Raw genomic sequence first — 18,200 nt, forward strand, 5'->3', positions numbered from 1 at the left:
GGCTTTATTTAGATTCCAGGGATGCCAAGTGATCTCGCGATGCTTGATAATGCGACTGGCGAAGCATGTTGCTGCAGTTGGGCAACCAGCAGTTCACGAGCTTCTGCGACGCCGCCTTCAAATGGCTCAATGCCATGACGTTTCATCCACTGACCAGCAGTCTCATATGCAGAGCTGTTCCAAGCGACTTTACCTTCTGCCAGACCTTCTTTTTCTTTGGTTCCACTAATCACAATGGCTGCACAGCCCTGAAGGTCCAGAAGACCGCGGTCAAATGTCTTTTTGTCCTCTTTTGCCCCATAACCGGCCTGTGATCGCAAGGCCCGTCCATCGATGCCTTCCTGTTCTTCAACCAAAGAATAGAGTTTGGATGCTTCTCGTGATAGTAGACCCGCTTCATACTGTTCCTCAATGCTTCTGGAATCGGCAAGTAGTCGGTGTACCCAAGGGAAGTATTCGCGCGAGACGAGAAGCGCTTTCTTTTTGACGAACTTTCCATATGCAGCAATGCCCTCTTCAGCCAGGCGTGAGCGCCATAACCAGGGATCGAGTGCATCATCCTTGTGCCAGTGTTCTTTGGGTGTTAACGATGACAGCGAAGGATATTCGGCAAATAGAGGGGCCAGTGGGAGCAGTCCAATAGACTGGATTCGCTGTACTGCTTCTTCGTACGTTACTACAGGTTCATATGTCATGATATCAGCAGGCTCCTTTTCGTGTGTAGTCAGGCTACGACTTGATTGAATCAAGGTATTTTCGGCTCACTTCCTCGGCATGCAGGCGAATCTCGTTGCGAAGTTTGAGGGGTTCGATGACCTCAGCCTCACGTCCTAATCGGTAAAAGAATCGTACGGCCCACTCCCATTCCCCTGATGGACAAAGGAATGATAATTCCCAGAGATCCGGGGAAATTTCAGTCATCTTTTCACCAATATGCTCGTCCTGTTCGGCTTCAATCATTCCCCGATAACTCAGTTGCACCTTAACCAAGGTGGGCGGCTGTTCTGGAGGTTGCGGCTTGCTCCGCTGTTGCTGTGCCTGTTCGTTTAGCGACTGTGCTTCCTGTGGCTCGATCGCCTTGACATCGATAATTCGGTCGACCCGGAACAGACGTGGTTCACCGTGTTCGATGGAATACGCTTCACAGTACCAGAAGCCTGAGGAAGCATAGACCCGTGTAGGACAGATATGTAACCACCTCTGACGAGATGCGGAGCGATACAGCACAATCAGCCATCCTTGTTCAGGTATGCAGGCTAGCAGCGGGTCGAGGTGATGCAGGATGTAATTGCGGTCTGGGATGTGATGATTCAGTTGTTTGAGCATGGGATCCATTCGGGCCATGATATCATCCGGAATGATGGCTTTAACTTTGTTCATTAGTGTCCAGCGTTTCTCATGAAAGGGCGTATCCGAATAGCGGCTCAGGCCCTCAAGAGCAAATATGAGCGTCGCTGCTTCTACCGGGTCCAACTGTAATGGGGGCAATACGTAACCCTCCATAAGTCTGAAGCCGCCCCCCGGCCCGGAAATGGCAATAATGGGTACATTCATCTCGGAGAGGGACTGGATATCCCGGAGAATGGTGCGACGGGAAACTTCAAATTTCTCGCCCAATGAGTGTGCCGTTTCGTGACCATGCTGTAATGCCATAACGATGGCGGCAAGCCGATTTGTTCTGTTCATGTCAGCCACTCCGTTTCGATCTTTGCGCCGCCGGAATGTGATGTCGTAGTATATTTCTATTGTAACAGCCTATAAGTGACATCATGAGTGTCACCAATATTTCAGCTGTATCCTTATTCTGCAATTGATCAGCTGCATGGTTCACACAAGCAAGTTCCGGCGGGCTTCGTTAAAATGTGTTTCTCGTCCAATTCGCTTTGCATACTGATATTTCCTTCTATCAAAAATACTACAGATAATGCCAAAAACCCGTATCCGATGTAGACGGATACGGGAAGTAGCAGCTTTTGGCAGAAAGAAGACGATAAAGGTCTGAAATCTATACCAATGTCCTCAATGAAGACAATAACAAGTATATAAGAAAAGAATATGTGACACTTTGTATCACGGTATATACCGAATAACTTATTTCATTTCGAGCAGTTGCACTCCGCGGGCTTCAATCTCAATACTTCCCGAAAGCTCGCGATCAGTAAGCAGATCATGCGCCTTGGTTGTACCCAGATTATAGGATTGCGTGGAAGCATTATGATTCATGACGAACAGGTAGGGTTTGCCGTCTTTGGTTCGTGCGCTTACTTCAACACCTTCTGGTGTCTCCAGCAGGGACTCTACATTCTTGGCTGCTGCAAGCTGTCCCAGCAAACCATCCAGGAAACGTTCATCAGGGTCGGATGCAACGTACCAGGCTTCACCTTGACCAAAGGTGTTACGTGTCACAACAGGCATGCCTTTATAAAAGTCGTCTCCATACTCCGCGATGACTTCAGCTCCTTCACTGTGCAGCAGGTCACACAGCATGCCGCAGTCATATTCTCCTTGAAGATCGCCGTAGGCTTCTTTGAGGACAATGCGGTTCTTTTGCTCAGGCAGCAGGGCATCAATCTCTTCCACCCAGATTCCGAGCAACTTACGGAGTTCTCCCGGGTAACCACCGGTTGTCACGAGATCGTTCTCATTGACAATACCACTGAAGAAGGTCGTCAGGAATGTTCCACCTGCTGCAACATACTTCTCCAGTTTGGCGGCAAATCCTGGTTTAACCATGTAGAGGACAGGTGCAAGAACGATGTCGTATTTGCTAATATCCGTATCTACACTGACGATATCCACCTGGATGTTACGACGGAAGAACGCTGCATAGTATTTATGGATCTGATCTACATAGTTGAGGGCAACCGTAGGTCCGCTTGATTTTTCGATGGCCCACCAGTTATCCCAATCGAACACAATCGCTACTTTGGATTCAACAGTAGCGTCCAGCGTCGTGTCGCCAAGGATCTGCAACTCCTTGCCCAGCTCAGCAACTTCGCGGAATACACGTGTATTCTCGTGACCGGCATGCTCAATAACTGCACCATGATATTTCTCACAGGCACCGATGGAACGGCGGAGCTGGAAGAACATGATGGTGTCGGCTCCATGTGCAACAGACTGATAACTCCATAGACGCATGACGCCAGGACGTTTCAATGAATTATACGGCTGCCAGTTCTGCTGACTTGGTGTCTGTTCCATAAGCATGAACGGTTGACCATCCTTCAGTCCGCGCATTAGATCATGGGCCATTGCTGTGAAACTGACGGGTGTAGCGAGACCGGGATAGCTGTCCCAGGAGACAATATCCATGTATTTTGCCCATTTGAAATAGTCCAGTTGCTTGAAGAATCCCATCAAATTGGTTGTAACGACGGAGTCCGGAATATGTTTTTTGATCGCATCGTATTCCAGGCGGTAACAATCCAACATGCTGTCGGAGTTGAATCGGGAGTAGTCCAGCGAGATTCCCTGGAATGTTGAATTATTGTTACCCCAGTGTTCGCTCAAGTTGCTTGGTAATACAATCTCATCCCAATCGTAGAAGGTATGTCCCCAGAAATTAGTGTTCCATGCTTTGTTGACCTGTTCCAGAGTCTGGTAGCGCTCTTTCAGATATACGCGGAATGCTTTCTCACAGTTGTCACAGTAACAGTCACCGCCATATTCATTGGAAATATGCCATACGAGAACTGCGGGGTGATCCTTGTATCGTTCGGCCAGTTTATCCGCAATCTTCTCGGAGTATTTACGATAGGTGGGGCTGTTGGGACAGGAATTATGCCGCCCACCAAATTTGCGTTTGCGTCCATCGGCATCTACACGAAGCACATCCGGATATTTCTTCGCCATCCATGCCGGATGAGCAGCCGTGCTCGTTGCAAGGCATATATAGACGCCACTCTCATAAAGACGATTAATCAGCTGGTCGAGTTCTTCAAATTGATAAGTAACTTCATCAGGCTGAATCAATGCCCATGAAAATACGTTGATTGTCGCGATATCAATGCCGGCCAATTGGAACATGCGCAGGTCTTCAAGGTGGGTTTCGTGATCCCACTGTTCCGGGTTATAATCGCCCCCGTAGAACATTTTGGGTAGTTTGCTGCTAATCAATGTGTTCACCTCTTGTATAAGAATAATCCTATATTATATGATACATATGACTTTTAAAATATAATAAAAGTAATGGCCTATATAAGAATATGGAAGTATATTAGGGCTTGTATCGAAGGAGGTATCCCGTGTTTATCTCACCCCGACATCAACGATATTTCATGACATCACGTGATCAGCCGCTGCCCCTTTTTATTGAGAGCCTTGGTTATAACGGCAATCAGGAGAAGGTATCCAGACCTGTAGGGTATCCGTGTTACCACTGGCTTCAGACTGTGAAAGGAGCCGGAGAATTCAAGTTTGCCGGATCTACGGTAGTGCTGGGGGAAGCATCCGGTATTTTGCTGCCACCTAATGAGCCACATGAATATGTGCGGTCCCAAGGGGAGTGGGAGACATTTTACATTACATTTGGGGGTTCACAGTGTCCGGCAATCATGGAGTCGCTTGGATTGGGTGAAGCGGCGTTCCATCAGTGGGAGCAGGGCAGCGCGTTCAACAATTACGGTCAGGAAGTGCTGGATTCGATCAGCAGTGATCAGGATTTGTCAGGACTCGAAGCATCAGCGGATATATACCGATTTCTGATTTTACTCAAAAAACATGGCATGACGGGCAATCGTTCTTCGATCTCACATGCCGTGGAAAGGCTCGCTCCGCTCATTGCATTCATGGAACAGCATTACGCGAATCCCGAGATTGGTCTCCAACATATGGCTGACCTCACGGGGATCTCATCCAGACATCTGAACACCTTGTTTAAACAATCCTTTGGCATGACCGCTTATAGTTATTTCATTCTGCTACGCATTCGCAAAGCCAAGGAAATCATGACCGCAGACCATGGACCCACGATCAGGGAAACAGCAGTCAGGGTAGGGTTTCGAGATGCAAGCCATTTTGTAGCAACCTTTCGCAGGATAGAGGGAGTCACGCCTGAACAATTCCGGAATTTATACTAACCTGTACCTATTTGAACAAAAAGTGATGCCAGGAAGGTATTGATGCCGTAGGGTCATTGCCGTTATGATGGTATCGATTCCTGAGATTCGAAAACGATTAAACGGATCTATGTCCGTTGTACTTAGAGAGGATGATCGAAGATGACAACAACTATACCCTTATGGGATCATGCTGCACCTTATGCAGCCCAGGGCCATGAAGACGAAATGCCGCATTTGATTCCATTTATTCAGCCCGGTTCCGAGAGCGCTGTCATTGTGTGCCCAGGGGGTGGCTATGGATTTTTGGCGGATCATGAAGGTGCTCCAATAGCCGAACTGTTGAATCGTGCGGGAATAAGCGCATTTGTCCTGAAATATCGCGTAGCACCTCATCAGCATCCTGCACCGATTACAGATGGCCAGCGTGCCATACGTTATGTTCGTGCTCATGCCGAGCAGTATGGCATCAATCCTTCCAAGATCGCGGTACTTGGTTTCTCTGCAGGCGGACATCTTACTGCAACACTGGGAACGCTGTACGACGAGGGGCAGCCAGATCATGAGGATCTAATTGAACGCCAAAGTTCACGCCCGGACCGGGTTATTTTGTGTTATCCGGTCATTACGATGGAGTCTTATGGACATGCCGGTTCCCGTGAAAATTTGCTTGGATCAAATGCGTCTGCCGAGCAGATCAAGGCATTCAGTGCGGAACAACAGGTGAGAGCGGATGCTCCAGAAGCATTCATCTGGCATACCAGCGATGACCAGGCAGTACCTGTGGAGAATAGCTTGCGTTACGCACTTGCATTGGGCGAGCATGGGATTCCCTATGACTTGCACGTTTTTGAGAAAGGTTCACATGGTCTGGGATTGGCTGAGGATAACCACGCGATTCGGGTATGGTCGGATCTTTGTCTCACATGGCTCAAGAATCAAGGCTGGTAATTTTTCTGGCTGGTATCAAGTGAACGGTCCTAACCAATCGAGTAATCCGTATATTAGCGCTTTGAAGCGAAGGAGAAAATAACGATGAAATTGCAAAAAAACGACAAGCTTTTGTTTATCGGAGATTCAATTACGGATTGTGGTCGGGAACATCCTATAGGTGAAGGCAGTTCAGGTCTGGGCCATGGTTATGTTGCACAAGTCTATGCACTATTGCGGTCTATCTATCCGGAATTGATGTTGCGTATCCAAAATGTGGGTAATGGTGGAAATACGATCCGTGATCTGAAACAGCGCTGGGATCGTGATGTGCTGGACCTTAAACCGGATTGGCTGACGATCATGATCGGTATTAACGATGTATGGCGTCAGTTTGATAACCCGTTGTCAACAGACTCGCATGTGTTTCTTGAAGAATATGAATCCACATTGCGTGAACTGGTAGCATCCGTTCGTCCAAACCTGAAGGGTCTGGTATTGATGTCTCCTTACTATCTGGAGGCCAACCCGGAAGACCCTATGCGGGCAACGATGGATATATACGGAGAAGCAGTTCGCAGGGTAGCGCGTGAGTATGATGCAGTGTATGTGGATACACAGGCTGCATTTGCTCCATTTTGGGATCATTTCTATACGTCTGTGCTGACTTATGACCGTGTACATCCAGATGCAACAGGCCATATGGTACTGTCCAAAGCATTTCTGGATGCCATCGGGTTCGAATGGTCAGGCGGCATCAAATCTTAAAAAGGACGTGATGGCATGAGCAACGTAACCGTAGCAGTACACATCCCGGCATTGCTGGGGGAAGGCCCGAGCTGGGATGCAGAGAACAATCGATTATTGTGGGTGGATATTGAAAGTTTCAAGGTGCATGTGTATGATCCGGCTACAGGGCAGGATCAAGCTTATGATGTCGGTGAACATGTCGGCGCTGTTGTTCCATATCGTGGTGACGAAGTTCTGGTTGCTTTACGCAGTGGATTCCATACATATCACCTGCTCACGGGTGAGCTGCATGCCATTGAGGACCCTGAACAAGATAAGGATACCAATCGTTTTAATGATGGCAAATGTGATGCACAAGGCCGCTTCTGGGCAGGTACGATGAGCTTGAATAATGAAAGCAAAGCCGGATCTCTGTACTGTTTGGAGCAAGGGCAACCCGTTCGCACAATGGTACAAGGTGTATCCACATCCAACGGCTTGGGCTGGAGTCCGGATCGGCAGATCATGTATTACATTGATACCCCGACTCGTTCCATTGACCGGTTTGATTTTGATCTCGCAGCAGGTACGATACAGAATCGGACAAGCGTCATCAACATACCGGAGGAATTCGGTTTTCCGGATGGGATGACAGTCGATGGTGAGGGTATGCTGTGGGTTGCCCATTGGGGCGGAGGAAGAGTCACTCGCTGGAACCCGGATACATCAGAACTGTTGCAACAGATCGAGGTGCCGGCAGATCAGGTCACATCCTGCTGTTTTGGTGGACCGGAGCTCGAAGATTTGTACATTACAACAGCACGTACTGGCATTAAGGAAGAACGTCTGAAGGAGACACCGGAGGCTGGCTCGCTTTTTGTCATCAGACCTGGGGTTAAAGGCCAGGAGACTCACGCTTATGGTAGCCTGAAGTAACATATGAAAGTCGAAAGATGCTGTTCTGACAGCATCTTTTTTTGTTGTGTAAAAAAAGATCAAACACTGAAAATATTATACAAAAATCAGAATTTCGACAGAGGGGTTTAGAGATTGCCATCGAATGTTATTTATTGAAAGTATTATCCAGATAACCGCGAAATAAGAACAATTATGTAAGCGCTTAACATCATGACTGAAAGGGGGTGATGCTTCTTGTATAAATGGATGCATTGATTCGTCTGGCACGCCATCATCAGCATGATGAGACAGCGGGGATAGACCAAAATGCAGTAACGAAGTTAAAGAGGAGGATAAGTTGATATGAGAACGTTTATGGGGAAATTGCGAATGATGAGCCTGACGGTTGCTGTGGTAACGGCTTCGCTGGGAGGACTTACTGGGACTACAGCAGCGGCACCGAGTGAAGCCTATGAGTGGAAAAATGTGGTGACTGGTGCAGGAGGCGGGTTTGTACCGGGTATTATTTTCAACGAGTCGGAAAAGGATCTGATCTATGCCCGTACGGATATCGGGGGAGCTTATCGCTGGAATGCGACTGACGAGAGCTGGATACCGTTAACGGATTTTGTCGGCTGGGATGACTGGAACAAAAACGGTGTGGACGCACTGGCTACGGACCCGGTTGATCCCGATCGGGTGTATATGGCAGTTGGGACGTATACGAATTCGTGGGACAAAAATAATGGCTCCATCTTGCGCTCTACGGACCGGGGAGATACATGGCAGACGACAACACTCCCGTTCAAAGTTGGCGGCAATATGCCAGGGCGTTCAATGGGAGAGCGTCTGACTGTGGACCCGAATGATAACAGCATCCTGTATTTTGGTGCGCGAAGCGGTCATGGGCTTTGGAAAAGTACCGATTATGGTGTGACATGGAACGAAGTCACAAGCTTCCCGAATCCGGGGAACTATGTGCAAGACCCTTCGAATGAATACACAAGTGACATCGTAGGTCTGGCATGGATTACGTTTGACAAAACAACAGGTTCTGCAGGGCAGGCAACCCAGACGATCTATGTGGGTGTTGCTGATAAAGCGCAAAGCGTATATCGCAGTACGAATGGTGGCTTGACTTGGTCAGCTGTCGCTGGACAACCTACAGGTTATATTCCACATCATGGTGTGCTGGATGCTGATGGCAGTCTTTATATTACCTACAGCGATGGTGTAGGTCCTTACGATGGGGAGAAAGGCGATGTGTGGAAGCTGAACACCTCAACAGGTGTCTGGACCAATATCAGCCCGATTCCAAGCAGCAGCACGGATAATTATTTTGGATATGGCGGGTTGGCAGTCGATGCACAGAATCCCGGTACTTTGATGGTTGCTACATTGAATTCATGGTGGCCGGATGCTACTTTGTTTCGCAGCACTGATGGTGGAGCGAATTGGACGCGCATATGGGAATTTGACGGATACCCGAACCGAAAATTACGTTATACACAGGATATTTCGGCAGCGCCATGGCTCACCTTTGGTATCACTCCTGCCCCACCCGAACCATCTCCAAAACTGGGCTGGATGATCGGTGACCTGGAGATTGATCCGTTTGATTCGGATCGCATGATGTATGGAACGGGTGCTACGATCTATGGAACGAAAAACCTGACGGACTGGGATGACGATAAAAAAATCAATATTTCAGTGATGGCGAAGGGTGTTGAGGAGATTGCCGTACTGGATCTAATCAGCCCACCAAGTGGTGCACATTTGTTAAGCGGGGTGGGGGATGTCTCCGGATTCCGTCATAACAATCTGGATCAGGCCCCATCTACCATATTTACGAGCCCGAACTATTCTTCCACAGAAAGTCTGGATTTTGCCGAGTTAAGTCCGAATACGATGGTTCGTGTAGGTAAAGCGGATTATGCTGCTGATCCAAATGCGAAATCCATAGGTTTGTCCAGTGATGGAGGTACAACGTGGTATAAAGCCAATGCAGAGCCTGCCGGCACAACAGGAGGCGGCACTGTAGCCATCTCTGCGAATGGCAATCGACTGGTGTGGAGCACGTCAGACAAGGGTGTACATTATTCAACGGGTGGCAATTCCTGGACAGCAAGTACGGGGATACCTGCACAGGCGAAAGTGATATCCGATCGCGTTAATCCTAACAAATTTTATGGATTTTCGGCAGGAAAGGTCTATGTGAGTGTAAATGGTGGTGCTTCCTTCACGGCATCGCCTGCGACCGGACTTCCGATTGAAGGAAATGCAGATCTGGATGCCGTTCCGGGGGTTGAAGGAGAACTTTGGTTTGCAGGCGGTAGTGAGGAAGAAGGCCCTTACGGATTGTGGCATTCCACGGATTCGGGAGCGACATTCACGAAGCTTGCCAATGTAGAGGAAGCAGACAGTATCGGATTTGGTAAAGCTGCTCCTGGACAGAGCGTTGTCGCGTTATACACGGTTGCACAGATCGATGGTACACGTGGATTTTTCCGTTCCGATGACGGCGGAGCCAATTGGGTACGGATCAACGATGATCAGCATCAGTATGCTCGTGTAACAACGATTACGGGTGATCCGCGTCTGTATGGAAGAGTATATCTTGGAACGAATGGTCGCGGAATTCTGTATGCTGATCGTGTGGGAGGTAACAATGGCGGAGGGGATGGCGGGGGTACAACCCCAGTGACCAACTCGGTGATTACACCGGTATCAGCCGAATATGATCGTAAAGCTGGTAATCAGGCTGATATTCCGGTCACGTTAACACTGAACGGGAATACACTTGTATCCATTCGTAACGGGAATACAACGCTGGTTTCAGGTACAGATTACACGTTGACAGGTAATGAGGTTGTATTGAGCAAAAACTACTTGGATTCACTGCCAAATGACGCCGTAGCACTAACTTTTCAATTTAGCGCTGGTAATGCTGCGACCTTGAATCTGCTCATCAAAGATACGACAGCTGCACCTGCTGGAACGATACGCATTGAGATGTTTAATGGCAGCACTTCAGCGACGGGCAGTTCCATTAATCCCAAATTCAAACTGACAAATACGGGGACTACAGCACTAAATCTGTCCGATGTGAAAATCAGATACTATTACACCATGAATGGCGATCAGCCTCAGAACTTCTTCTCTGACTGGGCGACTGCCGGAAGTGATAATGTAACAGGCACATTCAGTGCACTCAATCCGGTTCGGACGGGTGCTGACCACGTGCTTGAGATCGGATTCAAATCTTCCGCTGGAACATTGAGTGCAGGGCAAAGTACAGAGATCCAGACTCGTTTCTCCAAGAACAACTGGACCAACTATACCCAAACGGATGACTACTCTTTTGCAGGTAGCCAGACTTCCTATGCGGAATGGTCCAAAGTGACTGGGTATATAGCGGGAAGTCTTCAATGGGGAATCGAACCTTAGGCCCTCCGATCAAACACAATAAATGAATGAAAAAGGGAGTTCTGAGTCGCCAAACGATTAAAGGCGATTCAGGGCTTCTTATTTTGTCGAATTATAGTGTAAACTATAGAGAGTTACCATTGCTTATACGATCGTTTTAGGATATAAAAAGATGTACAATTATTTTTTAAAATTAATGTAACCGCTAACACTGGAAAGCGTTTATAACCGATCTATAATAGTTGGTATAACCTGTACAGATATAGAGGAAAGATTAGACAAGGGGGTCGCGATCATGAACCGGTTGTGCAAGGTGCTGATTGTTGACGATGAGTTTCTGGTAAGACAGGGCATAAAGCACCATATGAACTGGGAAGCCGAAGGATTTATCATTGTGGGTGAAGCATCTAACGGTGAAGAAGGATTACAGCAGGTGGACCTGTTAAAACCGGATATTGTGATTACCGACATTGTCATGCCTGTTATGGATGGCGAGACTTTTGTCCGCACACTAAAAGCCAGTAATCCACAGATTGAAGTGATTGTACTTAGCAGCTTCAGTGAATTTGAGTATGTACGTTCGACGCTTCAGCACGGGGCAGCAGATTACATCCTAAAACCCAAGCTGGGTACGAATGAATTATTGCAGGTCCTTCAACGCACAGCAGGTAAAATTCCGGAGTTACAGTTTGAGCCCTCGCACGATGGCTGGAGACTCGGACAACTGATGGAGAAGATGCTGTCAGGATTTATTGTGGACGAAGATAGCGATATGCCGATGATTCGAGACACCTTTCCGCATGAATCCTTTCGTTTGCTTGTGTACAAACCCATGAATGCTGAGGGGAATCCACTGAAGCTGGATCAGGAACAGCTCGAAAACAGGCTCCGCAGTGATCTGCCTGAAGTGGAATGTGCAATGGTTCCGGCAGAGGGCGCACTTCCCATCATGCTTCTTAATGTCGATCCTGCGAGAGATGAATGGATGGTTGAACGCATTAGACAGCTGGCTAATGAAAATGCAGCAGGACAGGGTAACCCTGGTTGGGTCCTTAGTGACAGCTTTACTTCATTTGAAAAGATGGGCATCGTATACCGTGAACGCTTAATCAAGCTAATGGAGTATCGCTTCTATTATAAGGATCGGCCAATTCTGGTGTATGGTGAACTTCCGCCGATGCATCCGGCAGGTTACCAGTTCAATGTGAACATGTTTTTGCAGCACGTGAAGCGTAACCGGGTCGAAGCGGCAAGAGAGTATTTGCAGGACCATGCGACAACACTTGGACGCGATTATATTGCCGATGTATTTGAGATCAAATCTTTTCTTGGTAACCTGATCTTCAATGTAACGATTACCCTCGCGGATATGGATGTTCAGTCTGCCGGGCTTGAAGAGAGCAAATATACGTATTTTAAAAATGTGGATGGGGCTTCAAGTCTGAGTGAAGTCATGGCTGTGCTTGATCAATTCATGACGGAAGTTCAGGAATGCACGGTTGGTACAGGTGGAAAACGAAGTGATCCGAATATGAATATGCTGCTGGATTACATGCATGAGCACTTTGACCAGCCACTCGGGCTTGCTGAAGTAGCCAAGCACTTTCATTTTAATCCATCGTACTTATCCAGCTATTTCTCATCTCATAAAAAAGAAGGATTCAATGAATACTTGAATAAAATTCGGATTGAAAAAGCCGAGGAATTGCTTCGGTCCGATGATGTAACGATCTCGGAGATCAGCAGCATGGTAGGCTATTCCGATCATAGTTACTTTTGCAAAGTGTTCAAAAAATTCACCGGACTATCACCAAGCCGATACCGGCGTAAATTCTGGGCATAAAGTCAGAAGGATAAGATCATGAAGAAATGGATGAACAGATTATCTCGTCTCGGATTATTTCCCAAGTTGTTCCTGGTTATGGTTGTCAGTATTGTTCTCGTCTCTGTACTCATCTTGTGGACGACCATTCACATGTCAACCAATCTGTTCACCGAGACGTTCAGTATCACGAACTCGAAGGTACTTAATCAGATCAAAACGAATTTTGAATCGTTTAACGAGGCCATTGCTGCCGTATCCAATAATGTGACTCAGAGTGGAGCGATTCGAGGATTCCTGTCTGAAGGAGATGCAGATTCCCTCACCATGGCCAAATCCTTCTATAATATGCGGGAGACGATGGACCGAATTCAATCCATAACGGAATCCTACGAAGTAGGGATAACGATTATCGGTATCAATGGGCGCAGTTATTCCACCAATCGTGCTCACCTTGAGATGTCAGTGGATGAATTGAAAGAGGAACCGATCACGGTGGAAGCCGCTGAGACGCCGAGTCGTCTTATCTTTGATGATTACCAAAACGATGCAACGGTCGGAAGTCAGCAGATGATCTCTGCCACGAAAGCACTGACGGATCGAACCCGCAGCCGACTATATGGTACGCTCTATGTCACCATGAGAGAAGAGGCGTTCCGGCAGTTCTATGCCAGCTTTACAAGTCGAGGCAATGACGTGGTCATTATGAACGAAAAAGGTGAGATTGTATCTTCGAATCGTGAAGACTGGATCGGGACAACTCAGCTGGATTTGCTGTCATATGCCCGAGAAATGAACAAAACGTCTCCGAGAAGCATCAATGCTCGTGTGATGGATCAGGATAGCGTTGTTCTATCGGAGTATTTACCGTTCTATCGGTTTTACATTGTCAATGTCGTGGATAAGGATCTGGCGATGGGTCAACTCATTGACATGAAGACGGTTGCCCTGATCTGTGCAGCTATCGTTGTAGGGGCTCTTATTCTGGTATTTCTCATCACCAGCCAGATTACCAAGTCCCTGCGCAGACTTGTGAAGCAGATGTCCAATATTACGAAAAGTGATCTGGACAACTATATCCCGGTGAGCGGAAGCTACGAGAGCAGGCAGCTGGGACATGCTTACAATTACATGCTTGATGAACTGCATGATTATGTGGATCAGTTAGTGCAGACCCAGCATGAACAACGTAACGCAGAACTTGCAGCTTTACAGAGTCAGATTAATCCTCACTTCTTGTACAACACACTTGCTTCTGTCAAAGTTTTGGTGCAACAAGGTAACAAGGACAGGGCAGCGGAGACCATTAATGCGCTGATCGGATTGCTACAGAATACGATTAGTGATGTGAGTCAGACCGTTACAGTTGAACAAGAAGTCGAGAATTTGAAAAATTATGTCTTCATTAATCACGTCAGATATGGAGGCCGGATTAAAGCAGCTTTCTACGTCGCTCCGGATTGTACACATTATCATGTACCGAAGCTGGTAATACAGCCGTTTATCGAGAACGCATTTTTCCATGGATTTATCAAAAAAGAGACAGGCACAATTCATGTTATGGTTTCCAGAGCGGGTGAATCGCTCATCTGTGAGATCATGGATAATGGTGATGGGATTGAAGGACTCGTCATGGGAGAAACATTGCCTAATCCGAAAAACAATCGTCAACTATTCAGCGGCATCGGAATTCGCAACGTGCATGACCGCATTGAGCTATTATATGGTTCACCTTACGGTGTCACGATTATGAGCAACGTCGGTGAAGGGACGAGAGTGACCGTAACACTGCCTTTGATCACGAGTTGAGTTGCAACCTAATCCAACTGAATACACCCGAAATTGAGATCCCTCGCTTCTGTGTTTCTACAGAGACGGGGGATTTTTAAGTGTCAGAGGAAAAATCAAAATACTTATTTGTACTATTTCAAGATCAAGAAATTACAAAATCAAAAGAAATTACAAAAAAACAAATTTAATGCAAGCGGTTTCTGTAAAGGTTTTCATTATGGCAATAAGATGACAAATCCATACAAAATTATTACTAACGAATGGCGATATGGGAATGATAAGATGATTACATCGAAAGCAACCGCTTTCAGAAAACGCAAACAAATTACACACAAAGAGGTTAAAGGGGAGTTGAATGTTTTGAAAAAAATGTGGGTATTGATGCTCGTTACAGTACTGCTGTTGTCTGCATGTTCATCCGGTGGTGGAGGTAATTCCGCTAGTGGTGGAGATGAAAAAACAAACGAAATTACGGTCTGGGCTTGGGACAAAGCTTTTAACGTTGCTGCAATGGAAACAGCAAAAGAAGCATATCAAAAAGCAAATCCTGATGTGAAAATTAACATCATTGAATACGCTCAAGCTGATATTATTCAAAAACTGAACACAGGTCTTAACTCCGGAACTGCCAGCGGTCTTCCAAACGTAGTTCTGATTGAAGACTATCGTTCACAAAGCTTCCTGAATGCATATCCAGATGCGTTCAAAGATCTGTCTTCCAACGTCACGGCTTCCGACTTTGCAGATTACAAACTCGGACCAACAGCGTTTGATGGCAAACAATATGGGGTGCCATTTGACTCCGGCGTTGCTGGTTTGTACTACAGAACAGATCTGCTGGAGCAAGCTGGCTACAAAGCAGCTGACCTGCAAGACATCACTTGGGATGACTACATCCAAATTGGTAAAGACGTAAAAGCTAAAACAGGTAAAGAGCTTCTTTCTCTTGACCCGAATGACCTTGGTTTGATTCGTATGATGATCCAAACAGCAGGTAAATGGTATTCCGCAGAAGATGGTAAAACACCTGACATTGCTACTAATGCTGCACTGAAAGAAGCTTTCATCACATACAAAGCGATGATGGATGCCAACATTGTTAAATTGCACTCTGACTGGAGTCAATTCGTTGCCAACGCCAATAACGGTAGCGTAGCAACAATTCCTACAGGTAACTGGTTCTCACCATCTGTACGTCAAGAAGCTTCCCAATCTGGCCAATGGGCTGTAGCTCCAATGCCGAAAATGGCTGGTCAACCAAACTCTGTTCACGCATCCAACCTGGGTGGTAGCTCTTGGTATGTTATGAACAACGTTCCTGGTGCAGATCAAGCAGCTGATTTTGTAGCAAAAACATTTGGTTCTGACAAACAATTGTATCAAGATCTGTTGAACAACATCGGCGCAATTGGTACGTACAAACCGGCAGTTGATGGCGAAGCTTATGCCAAAGCAGACGAGTACTTCGGCGGACAAAAAATCTTCACAGACTTTGCGAATTGGACGAAAGAAATTCCAAGCGTAAACTATGGTATCAACACATATGCCATTGAAGATATTCTGGTTGTAGAAATGCAAGCATTCCTGAACGGTAAATCAATCGATGACGTTCTGGCTGATGCACAAAAACAAGCTGAAGCACAATTAAACTAAGATACCCAAGGTAACTTATAGAACCCTAGGAAACATCGGAGCCGTCTCCCATGTCCGGCGCAAGTCGAACCGGATATGGCGAGAGGCTCCGTGGGTTCTACCCATGTTCCATGGAGAGAGAGGAGCCATACTGTGAAAGCCATGAATACAGGAGACAGTCTCCAAAAGAAAAATAATTTGACTGGATGGGCTTTTGTTTTGCTGGCTGTTGTCGGGATTGTTGCATTTTACTTCTACCCGATGATCCAAGCGCTGCTCTTATCGTTCAAGTCTGGTGTAGGAGCCAATCTTGAATTTACGGGCCTTTCTAACTACAAAAGATTGTTAGTGGATACAACGTTCCGTACAGCATTATCGAATACATTTATCTACTTGATTATTCAAGTGCCTGTAATGATTATTCTCGGTTTGTTTATTTCCGTTTTGCTGAATGACAGCACACTACGCTTCCGGAGCTTCTTCCGTACAGCGATTTTCTTGCCTTGTGTAACTTCATTGGTAGCGTACTCTGTTGTATTCAAATATTTGTTCGCACCAGATGGAATGGTGAATCAATTCCTGATGGGCTTGCACATTATTGGCGATCCAATTCAATGGATCACAGACCCGTTCTGGGCTAAAATTACGATCATAATCGCCGTTACTTGGCGTTGGACTGGATATAACATGATTTTCTATCTGTCATCTCTGCAAAACATCGATCAATCGATCTATGAAGCTGCAAGAATTGACGGAGCGAATGCTTTTACACAATTCTTCAAAATCACAGTACCTTTGCTTAAACCGATTATCCTCTTCACGTCCATCACATCAACGATTGGTACATTGCAAATCTTCGATGAGATCATGAATATTACCAAAGGTGGTCCAGGTAATGCGACCATGTCGATTTCACAATACATCTACAACCTTTCGTTCAAGTATTCACCGGACTTCGGTTATGCAGCAACAGTGTCATATTCCATCGTAATCTTGATTATTGTATTGTCCATCATCCAGTTTAAAGTGGCAGGTGATAATAAAAATGGCTAAAGCTAAAGCAAAACGGATTTTCACGTATGTGTTCCTATCCATCGTCGCCTTTGTATCCATTTTCCCTTTCTTCTGGATGCTGGTCAGTTCAACAAATGCATCAGTAGATGTAACCAAGGGTAGACTGCTGCCGGGTTCAGCCTTCATTGATAACTTCAACAAACTGATTGATTCGACGAATCTGGTACAGGCTCTCGGAAACTCGGCGATTATCTCTGTAATCTCCACTCTCTTGGCACTGTTTATTGGTTCCATGGCAGGTTATGGCTTCGAGGTATATCGCACGAAGTCCCGTGATGTCGTGTTTAATATCCTGTTGTTATCCATGATGATCCCGTTTGCAGCGATCATGGTACCCCTGTATCGCATGTTCGCAACAATCTCGGGAGTTGCACCAGTAATCGGAATCAACACGATGGCAGCAGTAATCTTGCCAACCATCGCAACAGCGTTCCTGATCTTTTTCTTCCGTCAGAACACCAAAATGTTCCCGAAAGACTTGCTGGAAGCTGGACGTATTGATGGTTTGAGTGAACTCGGGATCTTCCTGAAAATCTATATGCCAACCATGAAAACAACATATGCAGCGGCAGCAATTATTACCTTCATGAGTAGCTGGAACAACTATTTGTGGCCACTCATTGTATTGCAAACACCTGACCAACAAACGATTCCACTGTTGATCTCGAACCTCGGTGCTGGTTACTCTCCGGATTACGGAGTAATCATGACAGCGATCGTTATTGCAACACTACCTACAGCAATCGTTTTCTTCATCATGCAGAAACATTTTGTTGCAGGTATGGTAGGTTCCGTGAAGTAATGAAAACAGCATAATCCGTGCAAATGACGGGTGCAGG

General features: G+C 46.5%; 13 protein-coding genes. 10 read left to right on the forward strand and 3 right to left on the reverse strand.

The features are described from left to right. Nucleotides 1-8 precede the first annotated feature (8 nt). The 3 genes from M1D71_RS10095 to M1D71_RS10105 form a co-directional block, all read right to left on the reverse strand. A complete protein-coding gene (locus tag M1D71_RS10095) occupies nucleotides 9-695 on the reverse strand; it encodes an AlkZ-related protein (protein ID WP_458126332.1) in 687 nt (228 codons plus the stop codon). A 34-nt stretch (nucleotides 696-729) separates the two neighbouring features. Further along, a complete protein-coding gene (locus tag M1D71_RS10100; protein ID WP_458126333.1) occupies nucleotides 730-1,686 on the reverse strand; it encodes a helix-turn-helix transcriptional regulator in 957 nt (318 codons plus the stop codon). Nucleotides 1,687-2,091: 405 nt separating this feature from the next. Beyond that, on the reverse strand, nucleotides 2,092-4,119 hold the full coding sequence (locus tag M1D71_RS10105) for a beta-galactosidase (protein ID WP_458126334.1): 2,028 nt from the start codon (nucleotides 4,117-4,119) through the stop codon (nucleotides 2,092-2,094). A 128-nt stretch (nucleotides 4,120-4,247) separates the two neighbouring features. Here M1D71_RS10105 and M1D71_RS10110 point away from each other — a divergent pair, with 128 nt between their 5' ends. From M1D71_RS10110 to M1D71_RS10155, 10 genes are all read left to right on the forward strand, one after another. Beyond that, nucleotides 4,248-5,081 carry an AraC family transcriptional regulator gene (locus M1D71_RS10110; protein ID WP_458126335.1) on the forward strand — a complete coding sequence of 278 codons (834 nt, stop codon included), beginning with the start codon at nucleotides 4,248-4,250 and terminating at the stop codon, nucleotides 5,079-5,081. Between the two features lie 141 nt (nucleotides 5,082-5,222). After that, nucleotides 5,223-6,011 (forward strand): alpha/beta hydrolase, encoded by a 789-nt coding sequence (locus M1D71_RS10115; RefSeq protein WP_145319057.1) that lies wholly within the window; start codon nucleotides 5,223-5,225, stop codon nucleotides 6,009-6,011. An 84-nt stretch (nucleotides 6,012-6,095) separates the two neighbouring features. After that, on the forward strand, nucleotides 6,096-6,758 hold the full coding sequence (locus tag M1D71_RS10120) for an SGNH/GDSL hydrolase family protein (RefSeq protein WP_458126336.1): 663 nt from the start codon (nucleotides 6,096-6,098) through the stop codon (nucleotides 6,756-6,758). Nucleotides 6,759-6,773: 15 nt separating this feature from the next. Then, entirely contained in the window at nucleotides 6,774-7,655 is an 882-nt protein-coding gene (locus M1D71_RS10125; protein ID WP_458126337.1) for an SMP-30/gluconolactonase/LRE family protein, read from the forward strand. 324 nt (nucleotides 7,656-7,979) lie between these two features. Beyond that, nucleotides 7,980-11,063: a X2-like carbohydrate binding domain-containing protein gene (locus tag M1D71_RS10130; RefSeq protein WP_458126338.1), complete on the forward strand. Its 3,084-nt coding sequence runs from the start codon at nucleotides 7,980-7,982 to the stop codon at nucleotides 11,061-11,063. Nucleotides 11,064-11,337: 274 nt separating this feature from the next. Continuing rightward, nucleotides 11,338-12,885 (forward strand): response regulator transcription factor, encoded by a 1,548-nt coding sequence (locus tag M1D71_RS10135; RefSeq protein WP_458126339.1) that lies wholly within the window; start codon nucleotides 11,338-11,340, stop codon nucleotides 12,883-12,885. Between the two features lie 18 nt (nucleotides 12,886-12,903). Then, nucleotides 12,904-14,673 carry a cache domain-containing sensor histidine kinase gene (locus M1D71_RS10140; protein ID WP_458126340.1) on the forward strand — a complete coding sequence of 590 codons (1,770 nt, stop codon included), beginning with the start codon at nucleotides 12,904-12,906 and terminating at the stop codon, nucleotides 14,671-14,673. A gap of 351 nt (nucleotides 14,674-15,024) precedes the next feature. Next, nucleotides 15,025-16,308, forward strand: a complete 1,284-nt coding sequence (locus M1D71_RS10145) for an extracellular solute-binding protein (protein WP_458127212.1) — start codon at nucleotides 15,025-15,027, stop codon at nucleotides 16,306-16,308. A gap of 141 nt (nucleotides 16,309-16,449) precedes the next feature. Further along, nucleotides 16,450-17,340: a carbohydrate ABC transporter permease gene (locus tag M1D71_RS10150; RefSeq protein ID WP_062835980.1), complete on the forward strand. Its 891-nt coding sequence runs from the start codon at nucleotides 16,450-16,452 to the stop codon at nucleotides 17,338-17,340. Further along, nucleotides 17,333-18,163, forward strand: a complete 831-nt coding sequence (locus M1D71_RS10155) for a carbohydrate ABC transporter permease (RefSeq protein ID WP_458126341.1) — start codon at nucleotides 17,333-17,335, stop codon at nucleotides 18,161-18,163. The genes M1D71_RS10150 and M1D71_RS10155 overlap by 8 nt, the downstream gene beginning before the upstream one ends. The last annotated feature ends 37 nt before the right edge of the window (nucleotides 18,164-18,200 follow it).

This window comes from Paenibacillus sp. Z3-2, from assembly GCF_054161325.1.

Bases quoted from the DNA above. Each gene is read 5' to 3' on its own strand.
- M1D71_RS10095 (WP_458126332.1), bottom strand. From the start codon at position 695: ATGACATATGAACCTGTAGTAACGTACGAAGAAGCAGTACAGCGAATC.
- M1D71_RS10155 (WP_458126341.1), top strand. From the start codon at position 17,333: ATGGCTAAAGCTAAAGCAAAACGGATTTTCACGTATGTGTTCCTATCC.
- M1D71_RS10140 (WP_458126340.1), top strand. From the start codon at position 12,904: ATGAAGAAATGGATGAACAGATTATCTCGTCTCGGATTATTTCCCAAG.
- M1D71_RS10145 (WP_458127212.1), top strand. From the start codon at position 15,025: ATGTGGGTATTGATGCTCGTTACAGTACTGCTGTTGTCTGCATGTTCA.
- M1D71_RS10125 (WP_458126337.1), top strand. From the start codon at position 6,774: ATGAGCAACGTAACCGTAGCAGTACACATCCCGGCATTGCTGGGGGAA.
- M1D71_RS10115 (WP_145319057.1), top strand. From the start codon at position 5,223: ATGACAACAACTATACCCTTATGGGATCATGCTGCACCTTATGCAGCC.
- M1D71_RS10100 (WP_458126333.1), bottom strand. From the start codon at position 1,686: ATGAACAGAACAAATCGGCTTGCCGCCATCGTTATGGCATTACAGCAT.
- M1D71_RS10150 (WP_062835980.1), top strand. From the start codon at position 16,450: ATGAATACAGGAGACAGTCTCCAAAAGAAAAATAATTTGACTGGATGG.
- M1D71_RS10130 (WP_458126338.1), top strand. From the start codon at position 7,980: ATGAGAACGTTTATGGGGAAATTGCGAATGATGAGCCTGACGGTTGCT.
- M1D71_RS10120 (WP_458126336.1), top strand. From the start codon at position 6,096: ATGAAATTGCAAAAAAACGACAAGCTTTTGTTTATCGGAGATTCAATT.
- M1D71_RS10135 (WP_458126339.1), top strand. From the start codon at position 11,338: ATGAACCGGTTGTGCAAGGTGCTGATTGTTGACGATGAGTTTCTGGTA.